Annotated in this window: 18 protein-coding genes and 1 pseudogene; 5 read left to right on the plus strand and 14 right to left on the minus strand. The window is 65.6% G+C overall.

What is annotated here, in order from left to right:
- From tagH to ecfK, 7 genes are all read right to left on the minus strand, one after another.
- Positions 1-1,332, minus strand: coding sequence for a type VI secretion system-associated FHA domain protein TagH (tagH, locus tag ACCQ16_RS19630; RefSeq protein WP_277573257.1), 1,332 nt, complete (start codon positions 1,330-1,332; stop codon positions 1-3).
- Positions 1,333-1,651: 319 nt separating this feature from the next.
- Positions 1,652-2,200, minus strand: a complete 549-nt coding sequence (locus tag ACCQ16_RS19635; protein WP_008573306.1) for a DUF6931 family protein — start codon at positions 2,198-2,200, stop codon at positions 1,652-1,654.
- Positions 2,197-4,164, minus strand: a complete 1,968-nt coding sequence (locus tag ACCQ16_RS19640) for a type VI secretion system Vgr family protein (RefSeq protein ID WP_277573256.1) — start codon at positions 4,162-4,164, stop codon at positions 2,197-2,199. Before ACCQ16_RS19640 ends, ACCQ16_RS19635 begins: the two co-directional genes overlap by 4 nt.
- Before the next feature lie 149 nt (positions 4,165-4,313).
- A complete protein-coding gene (locus ACCQ16_RS19645; protein WP_277573255.1) occupies positions 4,314-5,645 on the minus strand; it encodes a tetratricopeptide repeat protein in 1,332 nt (443 codons plus the stop codon).
- A 236-nt stretch (positions 5,646-5,881) separates the two neighbouring features.
- Positions 5,882-6,196, minus strand: coding sequence for a PAAR domain-containing protein (locus ACCQ16_RS19650; RefSeq protein WP_014091406.1), 315 nt, complete (start codon positions 6,194-6,196; stop codon positions 5,882-5,884).
- A gap of 43 nt (positions 6,197-6,239) precedes the next feature.
- On the minus strand, positions 6,240-8,759 hold the full coding sequence (locus ACCQ16_RS19655; protein WP_109290453.1) for a serine/threonine-protein kinase: 2,520 nt from the start codon (positions 8,757-8,759) through the stop codon (positions 6,240-6,242).
- Positions 8,738-9,277 (minus strand): ECF-type sigma factor EcfK, encoded by a 540-nt coding sequence (gene ecfK, locus ACCQ16_RS19660; RefSeq protein ID WP_218501781.1) that lies wholly within the window; start codon positions 9,275-9,277, stop codon positions 8,738-8,740. Before ecfK ends, ACCQ16_RS19655 begins: the two co-directional genes overlap by 22 nt.
- A gap of 350 nt (positions 9,278-9,627) precedes the next feature.
- On the opposite strand from ecfK, the gene ACCQ16_RS19665 reads away from it, so the two are divergent.
- The 5 genes from ACCQ16_RS19665 (at position 9,628) to ACCQ16_RS19685 (ending at position 17,359) form a co-directional block, all read left to right on the plus strand.
- Complete coding sequence (locus tag ACCQ16_RS19665; protein ID WP_014091409.1) at positions 9,628-10,155, plus strand: RNA polymerase sigma factor; 528 nt, start codon at positions 9,628-9,630, stop codon at positions 10,153-10,155.
- The gene (locus ACCQ16_RS19670) at positions 10,146-11,222 is read left to right on the plus strand and encodes a FecR family protein (protein ID WP_372380093.1); all 1,077 of its coding nucleotides are present in this window, start codon (positions 10,146-10,148) and stop codon (positions 11,220-11,222) included. Before ACCQ16_RS19665 ends, ACCQ16_RS19670 begins: the two co-directional genes overlap by 10 nt.
- Before the next feature lie 461 nt (positions 11,223-11,683).
- A complete protein-coding gene (locus ACCQ16_RS19675; protein ID WP_277573253.1) occupies positions 11,684-14,569 on the plus strand; it encodes a TonB-dependent receptor in 2,886 nt (961 codons plus the stop codon).
- A 103-nt stretch (positions 14,570-14,672) separates the two neighbouring features.
- Entirely contained in the window at positions 14,673-15,974 is a 1,302-nt protein-coding gene (locus ACCQ16_RS19680) for a histidine-type phosphatase (protein ID WP_277573252.1), read from the plus strand.
- 71 nt (positions 15,975-16,045) lie between these two features.
- Positions 16,046-17,359: a jacalin-like lectin gene (locus ACCQ16_RS19685; protein WP_277573251.1), complete on the plus strand. Its 1,314-nt coding sequence runs from the start codon at positions 16,046-16,048 to the stop codon at positions 17,357-17,359.
- A 617-nt stretch (positions 17,360-17,976) separates the two neighbouring features.
- On the opposite strand, the gene ACCQ16_RS19690 is transcribed toward ACCQ16_RS19685, so the two are convergent.
- From ACCQ16_RS19690 to ACCQ16_RS19720, 7 genes and pseudogenes are all read right to left on the minus strand, one after another.
- Positions 17,977-18,711, minus strand: coding sequence for a hypothetical protein (locus ACCQ16_RS19690; protein WP_011349007.1), 735 nt, complete (start codon positions 18,709-18,711; stop codon positions 17,977-17,979).
- 60 nt (positions 18,712-18,771) lie between these two features.
- Complete coding sequence (locus ACCQ16_RS19695; RefSeq protein WP_008573281.1) at positions 18,772-19,431, minus strand: CPBP family intramembrane glutamic endopeptidase; 660 nt, start codon at positions 19,429-19,431, stop codon at positions 18,772-18,774.
- A 51-nt stretch (positions 19,432-19,482) separates the two neighbouring features.
- Positions 19,483-19,872 (minus strand): DUF4124 domain-containing protein, encoded by a 390-nt coding sequence (locus tag ACCQ16_RS19700; protein WP_029820714.1) that lies wholly within the window; start codon positions 19,870-19,872, stop codon positions 19,483-19,485.
- A gap of 438 nt (positions 19,873-20,310) precedes the next feature.
- Positions 20,311-21,413, minus strand: a protein-coding gene (locus ACCQ16_RS19705; protein ID WP_094030629.1) for an IS3 family transposase whose coding sequence is annotated in 2 segments (ribosomal slippage) — positions 20,311-21,155 and positions 21,155-21,413 — 1,104 coding nt in all. Because the reading frame shifts where the segments join, the coding sequence is not laid out codon by codon here.
- A gap of 131 nt (positions 21,414-21,544) precedes the next feature.
- A complete protein-coding gene (locus ACCQ16_RS19710; protein ID WP_031424834.1) occupies positions 21,545-22,234 on the minus strand; it encodes a hypothetical protein in 690 nt (229 codons plus the stop codon).
- A gap of 376 nt (positions 22,235-22,610) precedes the next feature.
- Positions 22,611-22,727, minus strand: a pseudogene (locus ACCQ16_RS19715) (IS5/IS1182 family transposase); the annotation flags it as partial.
- Positions 22,728-22,816: 89 nt separating this feature from the next.
- The gene (locus tag ACCQ16_RS19720) at positions 22,817-23,698 is read right to left on the minus strand and encodes a LirA/MavJ family T4SS effector (protein ID WP_029820715.1); all 882 of its coding nucleotides are present in this window, start codon (positions 23,696-23,698) and stop codon (positions 22,817-22,819) included.
- Between the last annotated feature and the right edge of the window lie 43 nt (positions 23,699-23,741).

Here is a 23,741-nt window from a genome sequence, read left to right on the forward strand (position 1 = left end):
CTAGATCCCGCGCCCCGCCGGCTGCCGCCGTGCCGATTTCAGGCGCGCCAGTTGCGCTTCGTAGGCACGCGCGAACTCATCGCCGAACAGGCGACGGAAGCATTCGTCCGGGTCGCTGCGTAGCTGCTCGAAGTTGTCGCGGTAACGCTCCCAGTAACGCCCCTTGCCACCGAAACTCAGGCGCTTGCCGCCGGCGTCGGCTTCCTGCTCCAGGCGGTCCGGGCTGAAGTGGAACAGCATGGCGTCGAAGGCTGCGCGCATGCCGGCCAGCATCGCCATCTGATGGCAGCGGATATCGTCGAAGGCATCTTCGAACGCTGGCACGCCGGACAGAAACGACGCGCTTGGCGGTGCGAGCAACTTCTGCAGCGCATCTTCGGCGGTGGCGGCGAACTTGAGCGGATTGTTCTCCGAGCGCTGGATCACCGTGACCGGCAGCCGGAAGGTGTTCTTGATCTCCGCGCGTGCACGCAGCACGTCCATGACGCCGTCGACCACGATGGCGAAGATGCGATCCAGCTCCGGCGGCACCGTCGTTGCCGCCGATGCTGCGGCTGCAACCGGCGCCGCCGGCGACGTGAATGGCGAAACCACCGGCGCGGCCATGGGCGATACCGCAGGCAATGGCGCGGTTGGCGCAAAATCGCCAAGCGTCATGTCCCAGTTTTCCGGCAAGGTGGCACGTGCATCGGGACTGGCCGGCGGACGGAAATGGTCGTGGCGGGCGTTGCTCTGATTCCACGCGCTGGGGCTGGCATCGCGCGCCGGCGCAGGCAACGGGTCGAGCAGGCGCAACGGATCCAGCTCGCGGGGTGCGCCGCTCAGCAGCAGATCGTCCAACACTGCGTCCACCGCAGGCCGCGCCGCAGGCGGCGTGCCGAACTCCAGCAGATCGAAGCCCGCTGTGGCGGAGGGGGCACGCAGCGTCGACGGCGGTGGCGCAACCTGGGTGCGGTCGTCCATCGCATCTGGCAGCGGGTCGAATACCGGTGTTGCCGGCGATGCTGCGGCCAGCGATTGGACCTGCACCTGGATCTCGAAGCTGTCCAGCTGCAGGCGGTCGCCATCGCTGAGCGCGGACGGGTCCGCACGCGTCAGCGCAGTGCCGTTGAGCGACATGCCGTTGGTGCTGCGGTCTTCGATGAAATACATCCCGTTGAGGAAGCGCACCACCGCATGCGTGCGCGAGACACCGGGCGCGGCCAGGACCCAATCGCTTTCGTCGGAGCGGCCGATGCTGCCGCCGGTGCCGGCAAAGCGCTTCTGCGCGCTGGCACCGAACTGCGCGGCCTGCGCGCCGCTGACGGTGAGGATCAACTGCGAACTGGACACGCCATGGACTCCTGCATACGGTGATCGGAAGGTGCGACTGGCATGGGTGTATGTCGGCAGAAAACGCTGCGTGCGTCATTGCCGGTGGAGTGCATGCGGCAAACGGACATCGCCTGCGCTGGAGCACAGTCGCAAAAGCTGATCGCCGTGCGCGCCCGCGCTGTCGGTTCGGCACCGAGGCTTCTTCTGGTGCGGTAGCTTGGCGTGTGCACCGCATCCAACCATGCTTTGGAACACCAGCTGCGTCTCGCGCAGTTGGCGCCGATGCCGTGCCCACGATGTACCGCGCGCGGATCGCCAATTCGACAATTAGTCAACTTCATGGCGCCCCCACACTGGTCAGCAACTCCATGGCATGCGCTGCATAGCCGCTGCGCCGCGCCTCCAGCTGCGCCGGCTCGCGCGCGGCCAGCAGGGTGATGGCGGCGGCCACCGCGCGCGCCGTGAGATGGTCGGCCGGCGGCACCGGCGTGGTCTGTTGCGGCGGCGCCAGGCTGCCGCCGGACCAGGCCACTGCCGCAGCCAGCCACGCACCCAGGGAGACATAGTCGCCGGCATGCGCAAATGCCTGCGCGGCGCGACGATGCGCCTCGCTGGGCTCGCGCACCCACTTCTCGGCCAGTGCCGCGCCGGCACGGTCTTCCTCGTCCAGGGTTTCGCCGCGCACGCATTGGCACAGCCAGGCCACCGCGTAGCGCTTGGGCAGCAGGCGCGCGAGCAGCTTGATGGCATCTTCGCCGTGACCGCTGGCCAGCAGCGCGCTGACCGCCGCCTGCGGCGTGATCGGCGTACTGAGCTGTGCGCAGGCCGGCGCAGACAGCTGCATCTGCGCACAGGCCTGCGCCAGCGAGAGCGTGGGCGCGCTCATCCGATCATGATCAGGCCGCCGCCGACCTGCACCAAGGCGTCGGCCTTGATGCTGACCAACGGGCCCTTGAGCGTGGCCGAGGCACCGGCTTCGGCGCTGAGCATGCCGCCGGAGGTCAGTTTGAGCGTGGCATCGCCAGCCACCTCGGTGGCCGGTGATTTGGCCTGCAGCCGTGCATTGGCCAACAGCTTGATGGCCGTGGAGGTGATCTTGGCTTCCGAGCTGGCATCGACCAGGATCTTGATGCCGCTCAACACGATCTCGCCGTTGTGTTTCATCACCAGCCGCGCGCTGCCGGTCACCAATTCGATCTCTTCGCCGGCTTTCAGCAGCAGCTTCTTGCCGACCTCCACGCTGTCGTTGTTGTCGATCCGCGCACGACGGTCGTGCTTGACCGCCAGTACCCGATCGTTGTCGATGGTACTGGTGTGGTCGTGCTGCACCTCTTCGCGCAAATCGCGCTGCGCGCGCAGGTAGAGTTCTTCCGCGCCGGCCTTGTCGTCGAAACGCAACTCGTTGAAATCGGCAGCGCCGCCCAGCAGGCTGCGGCTGCGCACGCCGCTTTGGGTCTTGTTATCGGGCAAGGAAAACGGCGGCGCATGGTCGCCGTTGTAGACGCTGCCCACGATCAACGGGCGGTCCGGGTCGCCTTCCAGAAAGCTCACCACCACTTCCTGCCCCACGCGCGGCAGGCTCATTGCGCCCCAGCCCTTGCCCGCCCACATCGAAGCCACACGCACCCAGCACGACGGCGCGGCATGCGGGCGTGCCGCAGTGGCCCAGTGAAAGGTCACCTGCACGCGGCCATGCGCATCCACCGCAATGTCCTCGTCGGTGTCGCCGGTCACCACCGCCGTCTGCAGGCCGGCAATGGTCGGCGTTGCGGTGCGTTGCAGGCTACGGAACGGCAGCCGGCTTTCCATCACCTGCACGCTGCTGGAAAACGGCGGCTCGCCGCTGCCGTGTTCGGGCGCGGCCAGCGTGGTGTGCGCCGACAGCACCAGATATTCCTGATTGAGTTCGGCGCGCGGAAACCCGCGCAAGTGAAACAAGGCACCGACCATCAGGCCGCAGGCATTGGTGGTGGCTGCATGGCTGGCGCGCCGCACGTTGTGCGCCTCGGTGCGCACCTGCATGTAGCGACGACCGTCGGCCTGCACGGTATGCGCGCCGGGGTAGTCGAAGGCAATCAGACCATCGACGGTGTGCAACTGTTCGCCGCCGGCATCGGCATCGGCGGCCAGCGATGCACGCGGCTGCAGCGGGTCGTAGTCGGTGCTGCCATGCTGGCTGGAATGCACGCCGCGCGCACTGCGCCAATGGCTCACCACCGAGCGCATCAGGCGCCGGTCGTCGGTTCCCGGCGGCACATAGGGCAGGCTGTCCACGCCGTTCTTCGTTGCATGCGCACCCAGTGCATCGGCCAGCACCAACGTATGCGCACTGCGGGTATGGGTGAAGTAGTAGTAGATGCCTTCGCGTTCCAGCAGCCGGCTGATGAAGCTGAAATCGTCCTCGCGGTATTGCACGCAGTAGGTGCGCTTGGCGTACTGCGCGCTCAACTGCTGCTGCACATCGCCGTAGCCGATCTCGCCCAGCACGCTGGTGACGATCTCCGGCACGCTCATGTCCTGATAGATGCGGCAATCGCGGCGCTGGGTCAGCAGCCAGGGTTTGGGCACCACCTGCAGTTCAAGCACGGCGTAATCGAGCGCATCGACCACGGCGTAGCCGTTGTGCGCGCAACTGGCCACCATGCCGTGATACCAGCGCTGTTCGCCCTCGCCATCGGCCAGCTGCACCGCCACTGGCGTGCCAAGCAGATCACGCAGGTTGGGCTGCAGTTCGGTGCACAACGCATCGATGCGGTAGTCGAACAGCTGCCCCAACGCCTCGCTGGCCTGCATGCGATGCAGCAGCAGGCGCTCGCCAAGGTCGGAGTGCAGCGTGATGGTGCGCGGCATCGAAGTATCCACAGGTGATGGGGCAACGCACGTTGCGCTGACCGACGGCGCCGTGTTGCGCCCGCGCGTGCAACGGCAGGCGGCTAAAGGCACGGCAACTGTCACGCGCATGCTCACATGCGTGCGTGCAGCAAAGCCGACATTTCGTCTCAGGCTGGCCCAGGCGTGCGCGCGGTCACGACCCAGCCGTGCACCGGCTGGCCGCGTTCGCTGCGCAGCACGTCCAATTCCAACGCGATCGGCTGCAAACCGGCGCCTCGCAATGCGGCGCGCACGTGCGCATGGCTGTGCCGATAGCGCCCGCTGGCATCGAGTTCGACCCGGTCGTCCGGCTCGTCCAGCGCTTCGACCGTGAACCCCAGCACGCCCCCTGGCGTGAGCGCGCCGGCAGCGGCAGCGAGCACCGGCTGCAGCGCGCCGAAGTACACCAAGGTGTCGGCCGAGCCGATCACATCCCACTGCGCGTGCTGCGCGTGCAGGTATGCGGTGAGTTCGGCGACCTCCAGCCGATCGTAGCCACCGCGTTGGCGTGCCTTGGCGACCATGCCAGGCGACAGGTCCACGCCCACCAGTTGACGTGCATACGGGCGCCACAGCGGCGCACACAGCCCGGTGCCGCAGCCGGCATCGAGCATGCGCAGGCCCGCATGCGGTGGCGCAAGGCAGGCCGCCAGTGCCTCGGTCAGCCGTTGCGGCGCGCGGTACTCCAGGTGATGCAGCAACTGTTCGTCGAAACTGTCGGCAAAGCCATCGAACAGTTCACGCACATAGGTATCGCCGGCACGCGGCGGCGGTTCGGCGCCGCCACAGGCCGCCAGCATATGCGTTGCCACCGGGTTGCCCGGCTCAAGCGCCAGCCAGTCGCGATACACCGTTTGCGCCTGCGCATGCTCGCCCAACAGGTAGAGCCCGGTGCCCAGCGCCTCGCGGGCGTGCAGGTGGTCCGGTGCCAGCGTGCAGGCCTGCTGCAGGCACTGCACCGATTGCTGCAGATGCTCGGCGGCCTGCGCGTTGTTGCGCAGGAACAGGCCGAGCAGGTAATGCGCATGCGCGGACTGCGGATAGGTGTGCAACAGCGCCGCGTAGGTGACGAAGGCTTCTTCGCTGCGCCGCTGCGCTTCCAGCACCGCTGCCAGATTCGCCAGCGCGTCGGCATGTGCAGGCGCCAGCGCCAGTGCGCGGCGATAGCAGTGTTCGGCATCGCGCAGGCGGCCGCATTCGCGGTGCACGTTGCCCAGGTTGTTGCAGGCATCCGGTTGCGCGGGCGCCAGCGTCAACGCCTGGGTGATGGAGGCCACTGCCGCGGCGCTGTTGCCGCGCTGATGCAACAGGATGCCCTGGTAATGCAGCGCGTCGGCATGCGCGGGCTGATCGTCCAGCAGCTGCGTGTACAGCTGCGCGGCATGTTCGAGTTGGCCACTGCGGTGCGCGGCGATCGCCTGCTGCAGTGGCTCGGTATGTGGCTGTGGCACAGTTTGCATGAGCTTCTCCAAGGACACGGCAACCGGTGGTGCGGGTACGAATGTGAGCGCGCAGGGGCACGGCGTCATGTCTGCAACGAGCCGCCAACACCCCGACCGTGGTGCCGATGCGCCGGGGCGGCCACCGCCTGGCATCGCCGCGGGCGCCGGCAGGCTCGAGTACCGGCGCAAGCCCGCCATGGGCAGACAACTGGCGGCGGCCTGCCACCGGCCACCAGCCGCCCCCCACGCAGTACTCACCCGATCAGCACGGTGAAGCAGCCCAGGGTGATCACCCCGCCATGCGCGGTGCTGTCGCCCAGTCGCGCGGCAGGCTGGCCTGCGATCAACACGGTCGGTGCGCCGGCCACGATGCTGTCCGGCGGGCCGACGCATACGGCCATGTCGCCCAGCCGCGCCGCCGGCAGGCCGCCGATCAATACCGTTGGCGCGCCGGGGCTGACGATCGGCCCGCCCACATGCGGCACCACCCCGGTCACCATGGGGCAGACATGCAAATCGGTCAGGCGCGCGGCAGGTTGCATCGGCACGCTTCGGTCGTGGCCATGCACGGCACTATCCCGCCAGGCCGCAGCGGTCACCCGACAATTCGTCTCAGCGCTGCGCCACCGAGGTGGTGGTCTGTGCCTCGCTGGTATCCACCGGCGGCGTCGCCAACGCCAGGGTCTGGCGCGCCGCGCGCAGGGGCTGGTCTGCATTGCCGAAAATGCCGGTAAGAATCTGCAAGGCCTGCTGCGCGTGGTCGCGCGCCGCCACGGTCTGGCCCAGCCTGCGCTCGGCTTCGGACATGCCGCGCAGGATCTCGGCCGTTTGCGGATGCGCGCGGCCCAGCACACGCTCCGAGGCAGCAAGCGCGGCGCGCTGTTCGGCCAGCGATGCTTCCACCTGGCCGTCGTCCAGCAGCCAGAACGCATGGTTGCTGCGATAGGCGATGGTGGCCGGTGCATCGTTGCCGAAGGCCGCGCGTGCGCGCTCCAGCGTCCTGCGGTAGTACGGCCCGGCTTCGGCCAGCTTGCCCTGCTGGCGCAACGCGCCGGCCAGGTTGCCTTCGACCATCAAGGTGTCGGCGGCACTCTCGCCATACAACGCGCGTGCGACCTGCAGCAGCGGGACGAGTTCGGCTTCGGCACCGGCAAAGTCGCGCTGCATCAGCAGGAACACTGCCAGGCTGTTGCGCATCGACACCACCAATGGATGCTCGGGCCCGTGCATGGCCATGCGCTCGCGCAACAGGCTGCGCTGCAAGGCGATCGCCGGTACCAGCTGGCCGTTATCGGCCAGCATGGCGGCGTAGCTGTTGCCGGCGTCGATACGCTGGTCCGCGCTGCTGGAGGCATTGGCCAGCGCGGCGACATAGGCATGCCGGCTCTCTGCCAACGCATCGCGCATGCGGCCCTGTTCGCGCAGGGCCCACGCCAACCAGGCACGCAGCTCGTTGCCCATGGCCTGCTGTTGCGCATCGCCGCGTGCTGCCTGCGCAATGCCCTGGCGCAAGACGCGCTCGGCGTCGCCTGGTTTGCCGTCGCCAGTGAGCGCCTGGCCCAGCATGGACGTGGCCTTCAAGGCCGGCAGGCTGCCCGCACCGGCAGTCTGCTGCGCCAGGGTCTGTGCGATGCGCAGATGCTCCACGGCCTGCGCAAAATTGGCCAGCGCAATGAGCGTGCGGCCCAGCGTCAGTTCCACCTGGGTGCGCGCATCGGGCTGGTCGGCCAATTCGCGCGCCGCACGCTGCGAGGCCTGCTGCAGCACGCGCAGCATCAGGGTCTTGTCCAGGTCGCGCGCCACGCCAGGGTCCACGCTGGACAACACCGAACTCATGAAATCGCCGGTGACCTGCGCACGTTGCGCATCGCGCGCGGCCTGCTGCAGCGACCACAGCGTGGCCCCCAGCCCGGCGACCACGGCAACCGCAGCGAGGCCGGCGGCGACGACGCCGCTGCGATGACGCTGGGTGAACTTGCGCAGCCGCAGCCAGCGGCTCGCCTGCAGGGCGCGCGGCGGGTAGCCGTCCAGCCAGCGATGCAGATCGTCCAGCAATGCGGACACCGATGCGTAGCGCGCGCCCGGCTGCGGCTCCAGCGCGCGCAGCACGATCGCATCCAGCCCGTCGCGCAGGTGCTCGTGTAATTTCTGGTAGGTGGTCGCGCGCGCCGCGCAGATGCGTGCACGCGCATCGGCCGGCACTGTTGCCAGCCGCTGCGACGGCGGCTGCGGCACCCCGTCGCGCCCGGCCACCGGCGCCAGCCCGCAACTCAATTCGTAGAACATCGCTCCCAAGGCATAGATATCGCTGCGCGCGTCCACATCCGGCGCGCCGCGTGCCTGCTCCGGGCTCATGTAACCCGGCGTGCCGCGATCGTGCGCGTAGGTCATCCCCGGGTTGGTCGCATCGATGGCGATGCCGAAGTCGATCACCCCTGGCATCGGCCGCCCGTCGATCTCGCTGACCAGTACGTTGCTGGGTTTGAGGTCGCGATGGATCACGCCCTTCTGATGCGCGTGCTGGACCGCCTCGCTGACACGCAGCATCAGCAACACGCGCGCATGCAGCGACAGGCGGTGTTGGTCGCACCACCAGGTGATCGGCTCGCCGCGCAGGTATTCCATCACCAGGTACGGCTGGCCGTGGGCATCGGTGCCCACGTCGTGGATCTGCGCGATCGCCGGGTGCACCATCTGCGCCAGCAGCCGGCACTCGAATTCGAACAGTGCACGGCCCTGCGCATCCAGCGCATCGGCGGCCACCAGCTTGATCGCCACCTCGCGCTCGTACGCGCCATCGGCACGGTGGCCCAGATACACCTGGCCCATGCCGCCGGCGCCGATCAGGCGATCGATCGCCCAGGCACCGAAGCGCGTGCCGGCCGGTAGTTCCGGTAACGGCGCACGCAATGCGGCGGCGGCCTGTTTCAACGGCGCCCGCACGCGCAAGGTGGCTTGCGATTCCACTGCCAGCATCGCCAGCAATTGGTCGCGCACGCTGGCGTCGTCGCCGGCCTGCGCGCGCGCAAATGCCTCGCGCTCGGCGGCAGGCAACTGGCAGGCCTGATGAAACAAGGCTTCCAGACGTTGCCACGCGGTGGCGGCCAGGCTCACAGCTGCGCCGCCAGCCACACCCTGGCAAAGCGCAGATCGCGCTCCAGCGTCGGCACCGACACCTCCAGCTGTTCGGCGGCCTCGGCCACGCTGAAGCCCACCAGCTCGGTCAATGCGAATGCACGGGCCTTGCGCTCGTCCACCTGGGCCAGCTTGTCGAAGGCATCGGCCACCAGCATCAATGCCTCCGGCCGTGCGGCGCCGTCGGACAGGCTGAGGGTCAGCGTCACTGCCTGCCCCAACCGCTTGGCGCTGGCCTGCTGACGCGCCAGATCCACCAACAGGTGGCGCATCTGCAGCGCAGCCACCGAATAGAAGTGCGACCGCGAACGAAAACCCTGCTGGCCCTGTTCCAGCCGCATCCACGCCTCGTGCACCAGCTCGGTCGCCTGCAAGCCAGCGCGCCCGTCGCGACGCAGCTCGCGCATGGCGGTGGCGCGCAACACGTCATAGACCTGACGCGCCAAGGCGTCGCCCGCGCCGGGTTCGTCGCGCTGCCAGGCCTGCAACAACTCGGTGATCGGCAGCTCGGACATCCAAGCCCATCTCGCCTGCGTGGACACGCAGTATCCCGCATTGGCACCGACGCGGAACACGCCGCCGGTAATCATTCAGACCCCCGATCACCGCGCCCCGACAGCGCGGAGCAGCCCAGGTAGCTAGCAAGGTGCCGCCGGCAGCCGGGTCCGCCTCAGGTACGCCCAGCCTGTCGCCGGCAGGGCGCGGCCCCAGGACGCGGCGGTCTCGGGTCGCGGCGGCTGCATGGGCAAGCACGGGCCTGGCGCCGGTCGTGCGCGCCCGCCGCCACGTCATCGGCAGCCAACGCGTCACCGCCACGTCATACGACGCCGCTAGCCTGCGCCCCTGCAATCGGCCGGAGGTCGGGGTGTCGGCACATCCAAAGCGCGCCTGGGCACGTCTGTTCACCGAACATGGCCCGGTGCTGCGCGGCTTCTTCGTGCGCCGCGGGGCGAACGAGGACGCCGAAGACCTGGTCCAGGAAACCTATCTGCGCCTGCTGCGTGCGCATCAGCAGCCGGGCCAGGCCATCGCCAACCCGGAAGCGTATCTGTACACGGTGGCGGTCAATCTGGCGCGCGAGCAGGCGGTGCGGCGCAAGCAGGCGCCGCTGCGTATCGAGGACATGGAACAGTTCGCGCAACGGCTGGTGGCCGGTGACGATGTCGAAGACAGCGCCCAGCGGCAACAGCGCCAGCAACGCCTGCAGACCGTGCTGGCCGGGCTGCCCGAACGCGTGCGCGCGGTGCTGGTGATGCAGTATCGCGATGGCCTGAGCTACAAGCAGATCGCCGAACGCCTGGGTGTGTCTTCGCACATGGTCAAGAAATACGTGGTGCGTGGCCTGTCGGCCTGTCGACAGGCCTTGGCCGACGAGGGAGCGCAATGGTGGTGAGCGTCGCGTCGCTGGCGGCGCGCCGCCTGACCGAGGAAGCAGCGCACTGGCATGCGCTGCAACGCATGCAGCCGCTGGATGCCGACCAGCAGGCGCGTTTCATGGATTGGCTGACCGCCTCGCCGGCGCATGTGCGCGAATACCTGGCAGTGACGCAGGTGGCCGGTGCGCTCGGTGAGGCGTTGGATGCGATGGCGCTGGATGTCGACGCGCTGCTGCAGGCCGACCGCCGACACGACACCGGGATGGCGCGCAACGTGATCGCACTGCCGTTGCCGCCACGGCATCCCGTCGCTGCAAGGGGAACCGCTCGCCCGCAGTCGGCGGCACGCCGGCCGCACTGGCATGTCGGTCTGGCCGCCATGCTCGGTCTGCTGACGGTGCTCGGCAGCTGGGCCTGGCCGCACACCTCGACCTATGCGACGGCGCATGGCGAACAACGCCGCGTGCAACTGTCCGACCGCAGCGTGGTGTTCCTCAATGCGGACACGCGCATCCAGGCCACCATGACGCCGTGGTCGCGCCGCCTGCAGCTGCTGCAGGGCCAGGCCAGCTTCGCTGTCGCAGCGGACCGGCGCCCGCTGCAGGTACGGGCGCTGGACCTGCGCGTGGAAGACATCGGCACCGCGTTCGACATTGCGCTGCATGGGCAGCAGGCACGCATCGACGTGTCTGCCGGTCGCGTGCATGTCTGGCGCGCCGACCGCCCGGCGCAGCCGATGCTGACCAATCTTGGCGCAGGACAAAGCGCGCGCATCGACGAGGCCGGCCAGGTCGCATTGAGCAATGAAGATGTCGCCACCATGCATGCATGGCAGCAGCAGCGCATCGTGTTTCGCGACGAGCCGTTGCGCAACGTGGCCGAAGACTTCAATCGCCTCAATCGCATCCAGCTGCGTATCGACGACGAACGCGCCGGCGCGATGCGCCTGACCGGCAATCTGCGTAGCGACGACCTCGCCGGCCTGCGCGCGTTTCTCGCACGGCAGCCCGGTCTGCGGCTCGAACAACACGCCGATGCGCTGCACATCGTCGGCGGTGCACCACCGGCGACCACCGACCGGTAGCGCACGCGGCCGATGCGACCGACCCGCTGGCGCTGACGTGCGCGCAGAAATCGCACGGCAGGCACCACGGCATTGCCCGACGTGTGCTTGCCATTGGCCGGCACGCCGCGGTGTCGCACGGCCATGCCTGTTTGCATCGGGTGTTTGCGCCGACGCATCTGCGCAGCGAATGGCTGGCATCCGGATCGGCGCATTCGATCTAGGCGCACGCGTTGCGCTGCATGGTGCCGCGTAACGCAACGATCGACGCGATCGGCGATCGGAGGGGCAACGTGCTTTTTCCCGCGCACCACCGCTCTGCGCGTAGCCACGGCACGCGCACGCCATCGCCCTTGCACGTGTCACAGAAAATTCATCGAAAAACGGTGCCCGACTCGGCTCGTCGCCCCTCGTAGAGGGGGTAGTCGCCGCAGCGATCCGCGTGGATCGGTGCGACGCCCCTCTCCCTCTGCCTGGAAGTGATGATGCGCTGCTGCCTGTTCCTGTCCGTTGCCCTCGCCCTGCATGCCGGCGCTGCCGGCGCCCAGACGCCACCCGTCGCAGTCGACGCCATTCCCGCACAACCGCTGGCGCGCGCGCTCAATACGCTGTCGCGCCAGACCGGCCTGCAGTTCGTCTATGCGGCCAGCGTCGGCGGCACGCAGCAGAGTCGCGGCACCACCGCCGGCGCCGCGCCCGAGCAGGCCTTGCAGCAACTGCTGCAAGGCACCGGATTGCGCTATCGCTATCTGACACCGACCACGGTGACCATCGAGCCGGCAGAGACGGTGAGCGATGCGCCCGCAGCAACGCTGCCTGCCGCGGCCACCACCCCGGCCGCCGCCGGTGCACCCGTGCGTGAACTGGACAGCATCCAGGTGCTGGGCAGCTATGCCGGCAGTCTCAGCGCCGCGCTGCGCGAGAAGCGCTATGCCGACAGCGTAGTCGACGTGATCGCCGCCGAAGACATCGGCAAGCTGCCGGCGCAGAACGTGGCCGAAGCCTTGCAGCGCGTGCCCGGTGTGTCGATCGTGCGCGACCGCGGCGAAGGCGTGTACGTGCGCGTGCGCGGCCTGGGCCCCAACTTCCAGGTGACCACGCTCAACGGCCAGACCATGGCGGTCAACGAGAACGTGCGCACCTCCGGCCAGACCGGCCGCCAGTTTCGCTATGACACCTTGCCGGCGGAACTGGTCTCCGGCCTGGACGTGATCAAGAGCCCCACCGCCGATCTGGACGAAGGCGCCATCGGCGGCATCGTCAATGTGCGCACCTTCCGCCCGCTGGAATTGGGCAAGACCTTGCTCAACACCTCGCTGGAATCCAGCCAGGCGCAACGCACGCATGCCAACGACCCGCGCGTGTCCGGCCTGTTCAACTGGGTCAATGCCGAGGGCACCTTCGGCATGCTGGTGTCCGGTGCGTATGCCCAGCGCAGCCTGCGCCAGGACCGCGTCAACGAAGTGAGCTGGGATTACTACCCCAATGGCGTGCCGGGTGCGCCGGGTGCGTCCTACCTGCCCACCGGCCTGCGCCCGACGCTGGAACTGGAACAGCGCGAGCGCACCGGCGTGGCCGCCTCGCTGCAATGGCGCCCCAGCGCCGCCTGGGAAACCAATCTGGACCTGCTGTATGCCAAGCAGACGGTGCATTACGACGAATACAGCCTGGGCGTGGGCTTCGACGGCGTTGCCAAGATGAGCAACCTGCAAGTGGACCACGGCGGCGTGACCGGCTTCGACTATCGCAATGGCCAGGTGCAGGTGTCGCGCGAAACCTCCGGCATCACCGACGACAACCGCAGCGCGCGCCTGTCCAGCACCTGGAATGGCGATCTGTGGACGCTCGGTGCGGTGGCCTTCCATTCGCAGGCACACAGCTACGACTCCGACCCGATCCGCCGCATGCGCCTGCGCAGCGGCACCAACCTGTCGATGCGGGTGGAGATGCCGCAGGCCGACGACGACAACGTACCGAACTGGAGCTTCACCAATGGCTTTGATCCGACCAACCCGGCCAGCGTCAGCGGGCGCCGGCTGGAATGGCGCGAGATCGATGCGCGCGACAAGGAAGACGCACTGCAGCTGGACGCCAAGCGCACGCTCGGCGATGGCTGGCTGCGCGACATCAAGTTCGGCGCCAAGTACCGCGAGCGCTCGCGCACCTACGACCGTGCCGACCTGCTGCTCAACCGCATCGCCGGCGTGCGCTTTCCGGGCAGCTATTTTACCGCGCTGCCGGTGAGCGACATGCTGGTCGACGGCAAGGGCCAGCTGCCACGGCAATGGCTGGCGCCGATCGAGGCGCCGTTCTGGGGCGACTGGCCCACCGCCGCCGACCTCAGCGGCACGCCCAATAGTGCCGACCTGCAAAACTCCTACGAAGTGCGCGAGAAGATTGGCTCGGCGTATGCGATGACCGACTTCGGCGGCGCGCTGGCCGGGCGCGACCTGCGCGGCAATCTCGGCGTGCGCCTGGTGCGTACCGAGCAAACCACCGACGGCCATGCCGATCTCGACGGCGCCGCCCAGCCGGTACATTTCGAGCGCAGCTATACCAATGCGTTGCCCTCGTTCAACGCCGCCTGGGACGTGCGCGATGACATGGTGCTGCGGACCTCCGCAGCCAAGGTAATCACCCGCCCGGATCTTACCGACCTCTCGTCCAAGCTGACCTTCAACTCCAGCGGCGAAGTGTTGACCGCCAGCGGCGGCAACCCGGCGCTACGGCCGTTCGAGGCCTGGCAGTACGATCTGACCTTCGAGTGGTACATCGACGGCACCTCGGCACTGACCGGCGGTGTGTTCTACAAGGACATCTCCAGTTTCATCCAGACCCAGCTGTCCTACCTGGATTACCAGGGCCAGACCTACCTGCTCTCGTCCAAGACCAACGGCAGCCAGGCCAGCGTCAAGGGCGTGGAGCTGGCCTACCAGCAGGTGTTCACCGGCCTGCCGGCGCCGCTGGACGGCTTGGGCATGCAGCTCAACTACACCTTCACCGACAGCCAGGCGACCTACCGCGACGGCACGCGCCGCTTCACCGACAGCCTGGAAGGCGTGGCCAGGAACACCTACAACGCCGTGCTGTTCTACGAGAAGGGCCCGCTGATGGCGCGCGCCAGCTACAGCTGGAGCGACAACATCGTCAACGCGGTGGGCACGGCCAATGTCGCCACGCTCAACAGCGATGCCTTCGGCAGCCTGGACGCGAACGTGGCCTGGAAGGTCAACGACACCCTGTCGGTGTTCGTCAACGCCATCAATCTCACCGGCCAGGTGCAGCGGCAATACGTCGGCGATCACCTGTTCGGCGGCTACACCGACTACGGCCGGACCTGGTCGCTGGGTCTGCGCGCGCGGTTCTAAGCGCGCCTGCATGCGCGGCTGACGGTCGTCGCCCTCGCGCACGACCGCCACTGTGCTGCGCGGTTCTTTTCGTCCCACCGTTTCATTCGCACTGGATTTGCCGATGCTTCTGCGTTTCTGCCGCCGCGCTACCGCCCTGCTCGGGCTCGCGCTCGTGCCGCTCTGCCCTGCCCATGCCGCCACCGCCGCGCCCGACACGCTGGAGAAGGTGTTGATCCTCAAACGCCATGGCGTGCGTGCGGCGATGTCCAGCCCCGAACAGCTGGGCCGCTATTCGCTGCATCCATGGCCGCATTTTGCCGTGCCGGCCGGTCATCTCACCGCCAACGGCGCGCAGCTGGAGCACCTGTTCGGCGACTACTACCGCGCGCGCTACACCACCCTGGGCCTGTTGACCGGCGATGGCTGCGGCCAGGCCTATTACTGGGCAAACCGCACCCAACGCACCATTGCCTCGGCGCAAGCGTTGGCCAGCACGCTGACGCCTGGTTGTGCCAACCCGGTGCACGGCGTGCCGGCTGGCAGTTCCGATGTGTTGTTCGATGGCACCGCCGCGCTGCGTCAGCCCGAAGCGCGTGCGCGCATGCAGGCCGCCATCGCCGGCCGCATCGGCGGCGACGCCCGCGCCTGGAACGCCGCACAGGCCGATGCGATCGACACGCTCGAACACCTGCTGCTGCAATGCGCGCAACGTCCCTGCCCGCCGCAGGCTGCGCCCGGCAAGCTGCGCCTGACCACGGTACCGGCCGGGCTGGATGATGCCGGCCCGTCGATTCCCGGTATCGATGGACCTGCCGCCGCCGCCTCAGGCATCACCGAAAGCCTGCTGATGGGCTGGGCCGATGGGCAGGACTTCGCTGCGCTGGGCTGGCAAGGCCTGGACGAGGCCACGCTGCTGCGCGTGTTCGCCCCGCACCAGGCCGAATTCGCGCTGCGTCTGCGTGCGCCGACCGTCGCGCGTCTGGCCAGCACGCCATTAGCCGCACGCCTGCTGGCGACGCTGCAGCAAGGTAGCGATGCACACGCCGCGGCCGACGCCATCGGCGGCGATGCGCGTCTGGTGGTGGTGTCCGGCCACGACGGCACCCTGACCCTGCTGGCCGGCATGTTCGATCTGCATTGGCAGTTGCCCGGCTACCAACCGGACCAAACCGTGCCCGGTGGCGCGCTGGTGTTCGAGCGCTGGCGGCGTGCCGACGGTGAGCGCGTCATCCGCCTGCGCTACACCGCGCAGAGCCTGACGCAGCTGCGCGAACGCGTGCCATTGACGCTGCAGGCACCGCCGCCGAGCGCGGCCATCTTCGTTCCCGGCTGCAGCACTGCCACGCCGGCGTACGACTGCCCATTGCCGCAGTTCGCCCGCATCGTCCAGGCCGCACTCGACCCGCTCGCCATGGACCACTGATCCCCTCCACGCGGCGCGCTGGGCCCAACGCGTCGCGTCCATCCGCTGTTACCCAACCGCACGAGGTCATCATGCTTCAGCATCTGCGTTCTCTGCTCAGCGTCGGAATCGGTGTGACCCTGGCCTGCGCCGGTGTCGCCCACGCCCAATCCAGCGTCGGCGTCCTCGACGTGCTCACCTACAACGTCGCTGGCCTGCCGGAGGGCATCTCCAGCAGCAACCCCGCCACCAATACGCCGCTGCTGGCACCGAAACTGGCGCCGTATGCGCTGGTCCACGTGCAGGAAGACTTCAACTACCACGCGGCGCTCTACGCCGGCGACAAACATCCTTACCGCACGCCCACCAGTGGCGGCGCCGCCATCGGCGATGGCCTCAACACGCTGAGCAACTATCCCTTCAACGACTTCACCCGGGTCACATGGGACAAGTGCAACGGCACCGACTGCCTCACGCCGAAGGGCTTCAGCTACATGCAGCTGCGGCTGGACAACGGCGTGCTGCTGGACGTCTACAACGCCCATCCAAATGCCGGTACCGAAACTGCCGACCTGGCCGCCCGCCGCGCCAACATCAGCCAGTTGTCGCAATTCATCGGCACCTGGTCGGCCGGCAACGCGGTGTTGGTGATGATGGACTCCAACACCCGCTACACCCGCAGCGAAGACAACATCCGCGAGCTGATCGCCAGCAACAACCTGATCGATCCGTGGGTGGAACTGATCAAGGGCACCGCCCCGGCCGCCGGCGCCGCACCGCTGCTGTGCGGCACGCCGCCGACCAACACCTGCGAGGTGGTGGACAAGATCCTGTACCGCGCCGCGCCGCAGCTGACCCTGGCCGCCAATCGCTACCAGCTCGACCCAGGCAATTTCTACGACAGCGCCGGCAAGCCGCTGTCGGATCATTATCCGCTGTACACGCAGTTCGGCTGGGCGGTGGGCACCGACGTGCGCACCAGCGACAGCTTCGGCGGACCGCATGGCGTACCGTTCAACGACGTGGCAGGCGGCGCGCACCAGCGCCAGCTGCGCAGTGTCACCCTGCGCGGTGCCGAACGCCTGGATGCAGTGGCCGCCAGCCTGGACAACGGCGCCACGCTCGCCCACGGCGGCAGCGGCGGCAGCGGCGGCACCGCCACCACCCTGGCCCTGCGCAGCGGCGAAATGCTGACCGCGGCCACCGTCACGCTCGGTCAGTACAACGGCCGCACCCGGCTGTTCTCGCTCAGCGTGACCACCAACCAGGGCCGCAGCATCGCCGCCGGCACCCCGACCAGCGAGCGCTACACCCTCACTGCTCCCACCGGCTGGCATATCGCCGGCTTCACCGGCCGCGCCGGCGATGCCATCGATAAGCTGGGTGTGATCTACCGGAAGGATTGAGCGAACGGTTGTACCACTGCAACGGAGCGGCGTCGGCCTGGCGCCGCTTTTCTTGTCTGCGGCAATCACGACGAGGCTTCGGCCGGCATCCTCGCAGCGCGCGATGGCGTACTTCTGCAACGCTCCGCAATTGCGTACCGCCCAAAGTCCCGCACTCCATGCGTGCACGGGCTTTCAACTTCGTGCGGTTCCGGCGCCACATCCAAGATCAAACAGCACCGCAGATGCCGGCGCTTTCGCGACAGATCCGCGCTGACGCTCGGCAGTAGTTGCGCGGCAAGGTAACGGGTTTCAGCCGGTTGCGAAGATCGAGAATGGTGGTTCTGTCTGCAGCGGACTCCAGGTCATCACGCTAGACAAGACGCTCTAGTGCGATCAGCCGCAGCATTGCGGCGATGGACGATCGGGAACGGCATGACTGCGTATTGGCAAGAATCCAACGATGAACTCGATTGTCCATCCTTCGCGGGCTGAAGTGGCGATACTGATGTGAGTACCAGCGCGCGCGGCTGCAAGCGCCCACTTTCTTGCGCATCACCTTGATCAACCACGAGCGACGCTCCGTGCGACGCCGCGCGCAAGGGTTTCCCTGCGCGCAGCATGGCAGGCCATCGCGCTCAACGCTTTGCCGCCTCGCAGAGCTTGCGATTGAACCAGGTGGACCTGGCAATGGGCAGGTACGCATCCCAGTCGCTTGGCGGTAGCATCGTGCTGTCCTTGTCCATCTCCGCCTGGAACGAGGCCTCGTCGCGGCTGCGACCGGCCATGGTCTGATCAAGCGCCTTCAGGCACTCCTGCGGACGGTTCAGGCGCAGCAGGGTGAGCGCGCGGTCGTTGGCGAAGCGGTCGCGATCGAGCCAGTTGAAAAACTCGCCGCACTCGCCCGCGAACGCCTGCATGCCGGCGAGTGCTTCGGCATAGCGCTTGCCGCGATAGTCGCGCAGGTACGCCTCACGTCGTCGGCTGCTGGCCGCGGAGGTGCAGCCGGCAGGCAACTTCAGATAGTCGCCTTCGAAGCTGGCGCGCATGCCGCAGTAGTCGCGGCAACTGTCTTGCGTCAGTGCGGCGATGCTGAAGCCACCGGCCACCGGCTTGAACGCGAGCTTGCAAGGCGTGTCGCTGGCATCGCGCACTTCCGCCTTGTCGCCTTGCAGCGTGCCCTCCAGCGAACAGGTGTGGCCGTTGGCGCCCACGGCGAGAATCTCGAAGTGGCGCGCCCCACCCTTTTCGCTGACCTGCAGGCTGCCCCAACCTTGCTTGGTGCCGTATTCGCCGGGCGTCGGGCCGGCCGCCATCGCGCCGAACGCCGCCAGCCACACCAGCATCCCGCTCCATCCATATCGTCGTGCCATTGCTTCGTCCCGTGTTCGGTTAAGCGACAAGTGTGCGGCATCGCGGCTACGCCAGACCACTCAGGTGTAGGCCATCAAGCCCAGCAAATCCAGCGCGCCATGCGCCAGGATCGCCGGCCACAGCCGCCCGCGTCGGGCCACCCACCAGCCCAGGATCAACCCGAACATCAAGATATTGATGGCACCAATCGGACCCTGATATAGGTGATACGAGGCGCGGACCGCCACGCTGACATTCACCGCAACTGCAGGGCCATAGCGCGGCTCCAGCGCGCGGATCACGTAACCGCACACAAATACTTCCTCGAAGATCGGATTGATCAGCGAGATCGCCAGCACAGCCGCGATCGACAGCCGCCCGGCGACCATCGCATCGAATGGATTCGTGTTGCTCCCCGAGCTCCAGTTCAACAGCGTCAGTGGATAGGTGAGCAACAGACACACCGCCAGCAAGCCGAGTCCCGCCGCCAAGTCGCGTAGTTGCCACTGCAGCCCCAGCGACTGCGGCCTCCATCCGCGGAACCACAGCACTGGCAGCAGGATCGCCAGAACGAGCAGTTCGTAGAACACCATGCCCCACAGGCTAGCGTCGGAGAAGACCGGCTCTATGGCATCGCGCGCCACCGCCGAAAGGCTGGACCAGATCAGCAGACCGAAGGCGATCGTCACCACGATCAGCAACTCGCACCATTTGGAAAAAGCCCCTTCACGTCCTTGCATCGATCTTCCTTGCCGTGCCTTGATTGCAGATGCGCGACTTGAACACCCTTGCTAGCGACAGGCCTGCACGACCGCTCGCTCAAGAGCCTGCATGAAATCCGGATCGCCACGCATCGTAGTATCGGCGCGGGCGCTGTCGCGCACATGGGTGGCGCGCGTACACGCCTCCGGGCTCGGCTGGCGCTCGTAGCTGATCAGGCGTAAGCCCAGGTTTGACTCCTGGCCCGTGGCAGACGCCGTGTTCGGGCCTGCCTGCGTCGCCGCAACCGTTGCGGTCGGAGCCGGCCCGGCTTGCTTGTTCCAACGCTTCTGCTCGGCGCCGTCGGCGCACGGCGTGGACTGGTAAACGGTCCCCAGCTTTGCATCGCTGCACTTGTAGGCCGACTGCGCCGCTGCCGGTAACGACAATACGCACATCACCAGCGCAAGACTTATTTTCATTTACGCCTCCCCCCAAACGGCATAGCTTACCGATAGCGGAGAACGAAGCGTTGTCTCTTGGAGCACGCGTTCTCTTCTTCAGTGACGAAGACGGGTAAAGCGCGCCTGGCGGCTTGTTACAGACCGGCTTGGACCGGCTTGGACCGCCATGAACCCGGCACATTGCCGATGGCAGCGCCAAGCAGACGCACAGTGCTCGCTGACCGATGTCGCATGCAGCCCTTTTTTTTTTTGCGCCGGACACAACTCTGGCCGGCGATGGAAGTGCAAAGAACTGCAGTTTCCGCCGACGCGCAAGCACAGCGGCCATAGACGCATCTTTTTGCGGGCATTCAGCGGCTCGTCGGCATCTCAAGTCGCTGTTGTCGACCGATAGGTTAGCCTGGCCCGGTTACCCCGGCTTTGTCGACGTCCCCCCGCTCTGAGTAGCGGCCGGGTTTAGAGTCCGGGGTTGATGATATCGGTGTTGGCCAGCTGTTGGGCATACGCAGATGGCGTCATGCCGCCAATGGCCTTCTTGGGTCGCTCCTCGTTGTATTCGCGTCGCCAGCGTTCGATCTCGGTACGCGCATGCAGCAGGGTTGGGAACCAGTGCTCGTTGAGGCATTCGTCGCGCAGCCGGCCATTGAACGATTCGACGTAGGCGTTCTGGTTTGGCTTGCCAGGCTGGATCAGCCGTAACTGCACGCCACGCGCATGTGCCCAGGCCACCATCGCTTTGCCGCAAAACTCCTTGCCGTTATCTGTGCGGATCACCTGTGGCAAGCCGCGACTGTGCGCCAGCCGATCCAGCACGCGTGTCACGCCATGGCCCGAGATTGCGCGCTCCACCTCGATGGCGATCGCTTCGTGGGTTGCATCGTCCACGATCACCAGACACTTGATCACTCGGCCTTCGGCGCTGCGGTCGAACACGAAATCCATCGACCACACCTGATTGGCCTGCGATGGCCGCAGCAGCGGCTGACGCTCTCCTATCAGCACCTTTTTGCGCTTGCGGCGCCGGACCTGCAGCTGCTGCTCGCGGTACAACCGCTCCACACGCTTGTAGTTCACGATGCGTCCTTCCTGTCGTAATTTGAGATAGATCATCCCCACACCATAACGGCGATGGCGATGCGCCAACGCACAGATGCGTTCGCGCAGTTCGACGTTGCGATCTTCGCGCGGGCAATATCGCAGCGCACTGGCGCTCATGCCGATCACTGCCAACGCACGACGCTCGCTGGCACCACGCCCGATCCACTCGCGCACCAGCATGCGACGCGCCGGTGCGCTCACCACTTTTTTCGCAGTGCATCCTTGATCAGGTCGTTCTCGAACAGCTGCTCGGCCAGCAACTTCTTCAGCCGCGCGTTCTCGGACTCAAGGTCCTTGAGCCGCTTGGCATCGGGCACGCTCATCCCGCCGAACTTGCTGCGCCACAGATAATAGGAAGCCTCGCTGAAGCCATGCCGCCGGCACAGGTCCTTGATCGCCACACCGGCATCAGCTTCGCGCAGGAAGCCGATGATCTGTTCTTCAGAAAAACGCTTCTTCACGTCCAATCTCCTCGAGTTAGGGAATTGGACTCCAAACTGAGGTGCTACTCAAAATCGGGGGGGCGTCGTTGTGATACCAGTTACCTATTTTGCACTTTCGTTCGTTCCGGCACATTGCTGACAAATGGTTTTCAGAACGTCACAATGATTGGACAGTGATCTGATATGTCGTCGAGCGGGTTGATGCTTTTAGAAAAGTTGGCCACTGCGGGAGCAATATTAAGCACTTCAACATTGGTCGCAACATTGCTTCCGGAGATTGCATAATCGTACGTCTTGGAAACTCCAATCTTAGCGTTATGCGTGTCTCCATTAAAAGCAACATTGAAATAATTAAGATCGGAACCACTCTCTTGCATGGCGAGGATGAGACCTGCGGGCTCACAATTCAGATCTCCCATTAACACAAACGAGCCGTTGTGCAGCTGATGCAGTGCCTCGGCTACCCACCCAACTAAAAAGGCCGCCTTCCCGCTAGCATTGGCATGGTAAACATACAAACTTATCCCGTTCAAAGCCCCCAGACACGCAACATGACGCTTGCTTTGCTTCGTGAATTCACCTCCGCCTTTTTTCCAAGGCGAAGTCCCGAAAACGTCCCTGAAGCTTGGAGGATTAAAGCGCATCAATACACTTTCATCGAGGTCATCATCGATAGCTGCATAGCCAAGCTGAGCCTTGGTCCCCTTTGCGGTCCGCTTAGCAGTGACTACTTGCTTGTTGATGGCCACACCTCCAAGCTCAAGGTCGCTTGTAACTTCACATAGGACAGCAAATTCTGCGTTGTGCAGATGGAAAGCCTCAGCGACAACTTGCTCCATTATTTTTTGCTTGCTGCCTGGCGTTCCAGTACCAAGCCGCTGGACATTCCAGAATAGGATCCTCATTGCAGGCACCCTGTCTTTAAAAAATTCGACTGATAGCAAAGCCACCGCCTTCTGCCACTGGTGTCAATCATCACAGTTCTCCAATCCGATTAGGCGTCACCAAATCCCGAAAATCTGGGGAAACAAAGAATTCGACAAAATCGCATCGATCATTCGTTCCGTTTCACTACCGCGGCAAACCGAATCATCACTAGTTCCATCAGCGCATCGTCATGCTTGAAAATAATCCTGTAACGCTCCTGGACCGGGAGACGGGGTCAGATTCACTTCTAAACCGAACCTGATCCGATTTTTTATTAAAGTGTTCCTAACGCTGTTCCCGAGCACGCTCGCGCTTGTTGCCGATGGCTTGGATCGTCGAGGAAGTGGCGGCGATGAAGAATGCAGCTTCGCAGTTCTGCAGTTCTTCGTTTTTGCCTGCACCGGTCTAGCTCGGAATTCATATGCTCTGCGCTCCTTTTAGTTCTTATCGGGCATTACGGAAATCTTGGCCGCGCACCCGACAATTCCAAAAGTTCAGTTCTTCCTCGCCTCAATGACAGACTTGTAATAGATGTTTTCGCGCAGCTGGGTATAGGCCCGAATTTCTTCCCCGTCGTTTGTCCAGACCGTCCTGTTGATGTGGGGTGGCTTCATGTTGATGGTCCGCCCATTCGTGTAGTGTGCGTCTACGTAGGGTTCCTCCCCATTTTTCAAGCCCTTGTGCCGGCGAGCGTAGAGGAATTCCCCCAACCACGATTGAGTCGGGAGCAGCGTCCGCAGGCGTTCGGTAGCGATCTGCGGGCACCTGAATGTCTTAGCGTAGATGTTCTGTCGATAGTCCTCCGCACCGTCGAAGCAGTCCACCAGGAAATTCCACATATAGGCTCGCTGTGGCCCGCCTTGTGCGAGAAACGTCCGGGTGGAACGGTACTGGACTGACTTGGCGTAGTAAACGGCCGCCACCTCGCCGAATCGCTGGACCAGCAGAAGCCACTGTATCGCGTGCGTGAACTCGCCATGGGCGCGGGTGAAAAGGTCGCGAAACATGATCTTCGCCCCCACTACATCGTTGAAATCAGCAGGGCTAATCTGGCCATTGAGAATGACCACTTTCCTACTGAACCCGTAATAGGATGCATATTTTCCAAGCGCACAGGAGAAGGCGCCGAGACGGCGATAATTGACGCCATCGCGCTGTACCTCACGGAACTTTGCGTATTCCGTGCCCAGCTCAAAGGACAGGTCCTTGACCGCCGACGCAAGCGCTTCGTTGTCGGAAAGGAAACTGGCCATGCGCGCGAAGACGAGCATGTCCCTCATCCGCTGCGTCGCTTCGATCTGGACACCATCGACAACCTGGAAATTCTCATCCAGGAACAACACCATTTCCAATTCCGATGCATCACTGATCTTCATCGAAGTCCTCTCTTTGGATTCTGTCCGTGCGCGCCTGCGCCTG

The organism is Xanthomonas sp. NCPPB 1062, from assembly GCF_041481705.2.
In the GTDB taxonomy this organism is placed as follows: Bacteria; Pseudomonadota; Gammaproteobacteria; order Xanthomonadales; family Xanthomonadaceae; genus Xanthomonas; species Xanthomonas euvesicatoria.